Raw genomic sequence first — 5,280 nt, 5'->3', positions numbered from 1 at the left:
CTGGGCAAGCTGGGGCGCGATCTGAGCCTGCTGATGCAAACCGATGTGGCGGAAGTCTTCGAGCCGTCGGCGGCGGGCAAGGGCGGTTCCTCGACCATGCCGCACAAGCGCAACCCGGTCGGCGCGGCGGTGCTGATCGCCGCCGCCACCCGCGCCCCAGGGCTGGTCGCGACCCTGTTCGCTGCCATGCCCCAGGAACACGAGCGCAGCCTGGGCCTGTGGCATGCCGAGTGGCAGACCCTGCCCGAGCTGTGCGGCCTGGTTTCCGGTGCGCTGCAGCAGGCGCTGCTCGCCGTGTCCGGCCTGGAGGTGGACAACGCGCGGATGCGCAGCAACCTTGAGCTGACCCGAGGCCTGCTGCTGGCCGAGGCAGTGAGCATCGCCCTGGCCCAGCGCATTGGCCGCGATAAGGCCCATCACCTGATCGAACAGTGCTGCCGCCAGGCCATCGCCGAGCAGCGTCATCTGCGCGAGGTGCTGGGCGAGCATGCCGAGGTCTGCGCCCAGCTGAGCGCTGCCGAGCTGGATCGCCTGCTCGATCCCGGTCATTACCTGGGCCAGGCGCACCGCTGGGTGGCGCGTGCCTTGGCCGAGCACCGCGCTTTGAATAGTTAAAGACCACCTATTCGCCAGGAGTGGATAGCCTGTTAACCGTGATTATTCTGGTGCGCACAGCGCACCCTACCCGGGCCGCGATTCGCCCCTCGCACCACCTCTTACCCGGAGCCCGAAATGGACGAGAAACAACGTTACCAAGCCGGCATGCAGGTCCGCCGTGCAGTACTGGGCGATGCCCATGTCGAGCGCAGCCTGCAGCACATCACGCCGTTCAACGAAGAGTTCCAGGACATGATCACCCGCCATGCCTGGGGTGATATCTGGACCCGTCCCGGCCTCCCGCGGCACACCCGCAGCCTGATCACCATCGCCATGCTGATCGGCATGAACCGCGAGGGCGAACTCAGGCTGCACCTACGCGCGGCGAAGAACAACGGCGTGACCCGCGACGAGATCAAGGAGGTGCTGATGCAGAGCGCCATCTACTGCGGCATCCCGGCGGCCAACGCCAGTTTTCACCTGGCCGAAGAGGTGTGGGACGAACTGGGGGTGGAGTCGCTGCAGGACTGAGGCGCCACCGCTTCCCCTCGAACCGCCGGCAGCCTTTGCGCTGTTTCGGCGGTTTTTCTGTTTCGGCTGGCTGCGCCCTAGGTTGGTCGGGCCACGTTGGCTGAGCTACGCGAAGCCCAACAAAGCCACGAGCCGATAACGGTTGTCGCTGTCACACCGCTGTTGGGCTTCGTCGATGCGCTCCTTAACCCAACCTTTGGTCTGCCTGCGCCGGGTCGAGGTCAAGTTGGTGCCGGCAGACGGTAAATTTGAGGGGCGCTTGCGCGGCTCGCATGTGATGCCCGGCTACTGGCGTTCGCCCGAGCAAAGCGCTGAGGTCTTGGAGGCAAGGAGGGCTTTTACTGCTCCGGCGACGTATTGAAACTGGGGATCTCAAGCACCCGGAGGTGGGCCTGATATTCGACGGCCGCATGGGCGAGGACTTCCAGCACAATACCGGGGTGTCCGCGAACTTCGGCAACCGTAGCCGCGAACAGACCTTGCTGTTCAATATCGCCGGTTCGCTGACCAGCCTCAAGCTTTGGTGAGCAAAAGCGGAAATGGGTTGCTGCGGACGAGCGCTCAAAACCTGGGGTTGCTTGCTCCAGATAGGGCTGGGGACTTAAGTTGATGACATTGGGCTGAACGTAGTTCCTGCCAGCGCCTTGTCTTTGCCCGCAACTCACGCTTCAGCTCGACGATACGTTTTTTGTCGACATGTGCTTGTTCCCGATCGCCTTGGCGGGTAGCTCACCACCGCCGTACTGCGCTCAGGCAAGCGGCCCACGGGCAGAGAGAAAGCCACCATGGTCGGGCGTGTGCTGCGTCTGACTCGCCAGACTTGGGCGTACATCAACATCGTGCTGCGCGGTGATGCTAGGTCTTGCCCCAAGGTCGAGCCTCTGCTCGACAAGGCGCGCTTGCCTACGTCAGAGCCGACTCGACAGCGCCTGGCACACTGGCGAAGCGGCCCTACAGATCTATGCTGGTGTCGACTATAACGGCCCAGGGAGGGGGTATTTCCCGGCTCATTTGGTTGCAATCGCGGATAGCTCTCACAAAAGCACACGACCATGCCGCCGGACTCAATTGGTGGTGATGAAATTCTAAGTAGGCCGTTTTTGTCTTGTCCCGCCTGCTTCGCCTACGTTCTTCAACGGCCTGCTAGTCAACGGACGGGGCGCCGAGTTCGCGCGAGATGTCCCGCGCGCATTGCTGCAGCGCCTCGCGATAGCTGTCTCGCGCCCCGCTGTTGTCCATTACCGCTTCCGGCCCGGACAGGTTGATGGCGGCCACCACGGCGCCGAGGTGGTTGCGGATGACGCAGGCGATGGCGGTCGAGTAGTCCGAGCGATGTAGCACCCAGCCACGCTCGCGGTCGCCTGCGATAAGCTGGCGCAGTTCGGGCAGGGTCTTGGGGGCGGGTGGTGGATAGTCGTCGAGGCGCACATGTTGGTAGAGACTATCCAGTTCCGCCTCGCTCAGGCCGGTGAGCAGCATCCGGCCCATGGCCGTGCAGTGGCAGGGAATGCGCGTGCCGATGGGGATATTCACCGATAGCCGCTGGGCGGCGAAGGCACGGTATAAATAGAGGCTGTCAGTCTGTTCGCGGATCGACAGGTGGCACGACAGCGAGGTGCGGTCGCGCAGGGCATTCAGGTGGGGCAAGCCGATGTCGACCAAGTCGCGACTGGTCAGATAGCTGAAGCCGTCGCTGACGACCTGCGGCCCCAGCTCGTAGTTGTTCTTGCCAAATTTACGCAGGTAGCCCATCTCGCACAGGGTGTGGACGATGCGATAGAGGGCCGACACGCTGACGCCGAGTCGTTCTGCGATCTCTGTCATGCCCAGGCTGCGTTGCCGCGCGCCGAACATCTGCAGGATGCTCAGGCCACGCTGCAGGGCGGGGACCATGTAGTCGGTGTCACGCTCGAGGGGTTCGCCGGTGGTCATGCTCGGGCTCCGGGCCGGGTGGTAACGTCTAGGGTGCGCCACGCACGGCGCACCCTGAGTTTTGGTCGGCGAGCTGGCTTCTGCGGAGCCGCGACCGATGTTGACTCATAGCAGCCCATCGACACCCGCCACTGCGCCGCCGAACTCGGCCATGGCGTCGAGCAGGGCGTCCCAGAAGTAGTTGGCCGATGCGCGGTCGCAGAGGACCTGCAAGCACGGCAGCTCGCCTTCGGCCAGGTTGATGAGAATGACGTTGATCCGCGCTGCCGAGGTCTGCGCCACCGCACCGGGCGGGAAGGCTTCTGCGCGCAGGTCGACACCGCACAGCTTGGCCATCACTTCGGCGATGTGCGCGCCGGTCAGCAGCAACCAGGCATGGCTGTCCTGGCGTGGCAGCAGGTAGTTGGCCGTTTCGCCGAACTGCCAATCGCGCTCTTCCTGGGCGATGCGGCTGCCGCTGTCGTGCAGGCTGCCGAGCAGCAGGTATTCGGTTTGCGACAGACGGGCCACCAGGCAGCCGTCGGCCTGGGTCAGCGCCTGGTTGGGTGCCCCCGGCAACTGGTAGCCGCGCTGGCGCAGGTAGTCGGCGCTCTGGGCGCCGCGAAAGCCAACCCGCGGCAGGTTGGTCAGGTCGATCAGGGCGCAACGTTGCAGCTGCGCGTGTTCTTCCTGGTTGCCGTAGCGCGCCACTACGGCGCTGTTGCCCAGCACGGCCAGGCGGGCGCCGGCGTGCAGGGGATAGAGCGGGCTGCGCTCGATGAAGTCTTCTGCGGTGAGGCTGGTCATGGCTTAACGCTCCTGGCGAAGGTTTTGCGGGTCGTAGAAGGGCAGTTGCACCACGGTGGCCTGGACCACCTGGCCGCCTTCCACGCGAATGGGTATCTGTGCGCCCGGTTCGCTTTGGTCGACAGCGGCGTAGGCCAGGCCGATGATCTGGCCGAGGGTCTGCGAGTACTCGCAGGAGGTGACGTTGCCGCTGATGTCCGGCCCCTTGAGCACCAGGTGACCCTCGAGTGGTTGCGGGCTGCCCTTGGGCAGGCTGAAACCGACCAGCTTGCGCTTGAGTGGTTGGGCTTCGAGGATCTCGATGGAGCGCTTGCCGACGAAGAACGGCTTCTTGCGGCCGATCGCCCACTGCATGTCGAGTTCGCCGGGATGGGTCATGCCGTCGGTGTCCTGGCTGATGATCACATGGCCCTTTTCCAGGCGCAGCAGACGTTGGGTCTCGACACCGAACGGACGGATGCGGAACTCGGCGCCGGCGTCCATCAGCACGTCCCACAGGCGTTCGGCATAGCGGGCCGGCACGTGGATTTCATAGCCCAGTTCGCCGACGAAACCGACGCGCAGCAGGCGTGCCGGGATATCCGCCACGTGGCCGGTGCGTACCCCCATGTAGGGAAAGGCCTCGGGGCTGAGATCGACATCCTGGCAGATCTTCTCCAGAACCTGGCGCGACAGCGGCCCAGCCAGGTTGACCGCGGAGATGGCGGCGGTGACGTTGGCGACGTCGACGTTCAGGCGCCACTGGGCGTTCCACTTGAGCATCTGCTGGTAGATGCGGTCGACGCCGCTGGTGGTGGCGGTGACGTAGAAGTGCTGGTCAGCCATGCGTGCGCACACGCCGTCGTCGATCACCACGCCGTGCTCATTGGTCATCAGCGCATAGCGGGTCCGCGCCACCGGCTGCTTCTTGAACGGCAGGGTGTAGATCCGTTCCAGCAGCTCGGCGGCATCCGGGCCGCGCACGTCGAGGCCGCCCAGGGTCGACACGTCGATCAGGCCGACCCGCTCGCGCACGTGGCGGGCTTCGTCCTGCATGCAGCGTTCACGCTCTTCCGGCTTGCCATAGAAGGCCGGGCGCAGCCAGATGCCGGCGGGCATCATCTTCGCCCCGGCCTGAACGTGGCGGCGGTGCATCGGGGTTTGCCGGTAGGGGTCGAAGGCGCGGCCGGCGACATGGGCGAGCTTCTCTGCCTCGAACGGCGGGCGCGCAGTAGTCACTCCGGTTTCGCCGATGCTGCGCTGGGTTGCCTTGGCCACCAGGCGGGCCGTGGGCAGCGCCGAGTGGCGACCCTGGGACGGACCCATGCCGACGGTGGAGAAGCGCTTGACCAGTTGCACGTCGCGGTAGCCGATACGGGTGGCGTTGACGATGTCACGCACCTGCAGGTCTTCGTCGAAGTCGACAAAGTCCTTGCCCTTGGGGTGAGGGAAGAT

6 protein-coding genes and 1 pseudogene are annotated in these 5,280 nt (G+C 65.0%); 4 read left to right on the top strand and 3 right to left on the bottom strand.

Going from position 1 to position 5,280, the window contains the following annotated elements:
* The 4 genes and pseudogenes from A3E77_RS11635 to A3E77_RS11620 form a co-directional block, all read left to right on the top strand.
* Positions 1–615 (top strand): lyase family protein (locus tag A3E77_RS11635; RefSeq protein ID WP_293646063.1); only part of this gene is annotated, 615 nt, incomplete at its 5' end.
* A 117-nt stretch (positions 616–732) separates the two neighbouring features.
* A complete protein-coding gene (gene pcaC, locus A3E77_RS11630) occupies positions 733–1,128 on the top strand; it encodes a 4-carboxymuconolactone decarboxylase (protein WP_293646061.1) in 396 nt (131 codons plus the stop codon).
* 386 nt (positions 1,129–1,514) lie between these two features.
* A complete protein-coding gene (locus A3E77_RS11625; protein ID WP_293646059.1) occupies positions 1,515–1,655 on the top strand; it encodes a hypothetical protein in 141 nt (46 codons plus the stop codon).
* A 201-nt stretch (positions 1,656–1,856) separates the two neighbouring features.
* Positions 1,857–2,106 (top strand): annotated as a pseudogene (locus A3E77_RS11620) (IS1380 family transposase); the annotation flags it as partial.
* Positions 2,107–2,271: 165 nt separating this feature from the next.
* Here the strand turns inward: A3E77_RS11620 and A3E77_RS11615 are convergent.
* The 3 genes from A3E77_RS11615 to A3E77_RS11605 all read right to left on the bottom strand — a co-directional run.
* Positions 2,272–3,060, bottom strand: a complete 789-nt coding sequence (locus tag A3E77_RS11615; protein WP_293646057.1) for an IclR family transcriptional regulator — start codon at positions 3,058–3,060, stop codon at positions 2,272–2,274.
* Between the two features lie 105 nt (positions 3,061–3,165).
* Positions 3,166–3,846 carry a sarcosine oxidase subunit gamma gene (locus tag A3E77_RS11610; protein WP_293646055.1) on the bottom strand — a complete coding sequence of 227 codons (681 nt, stop codon included), beginning with the start codon at positions 3,844–3,846 and terminating at the stop codon, positions 3,166–3,168.
* A gap of 3 nt (positions 3,847–3,849) precedes the next feature.
* Positions 3,850–5,280 (bottom strand): glycine cleavage T C-terminal barrel domain-containing protein (locus A3E77_RS11605; protein WP_293646053.1); only part of this gene is annotated, 1,431 nt, incomplete at its 5' end.

The organism is Sphingopyxis sp. RIFCSPHIGHO2_12_FULL_65_19 (genome assembly GCF_001830555.1).
Taxonomy (GTDB): domain Bacteria; phylum Pseudomonadota; class Alphaproteobacteria; order Sphingomonadales; family Sphingomonadaceae; genus Sphingopyxis.
The sequence above is the reverse complement of the archived record's forward strand: the minus strand, read 5'-3'. Positions and strand labels throughout refer to the sequence as shown.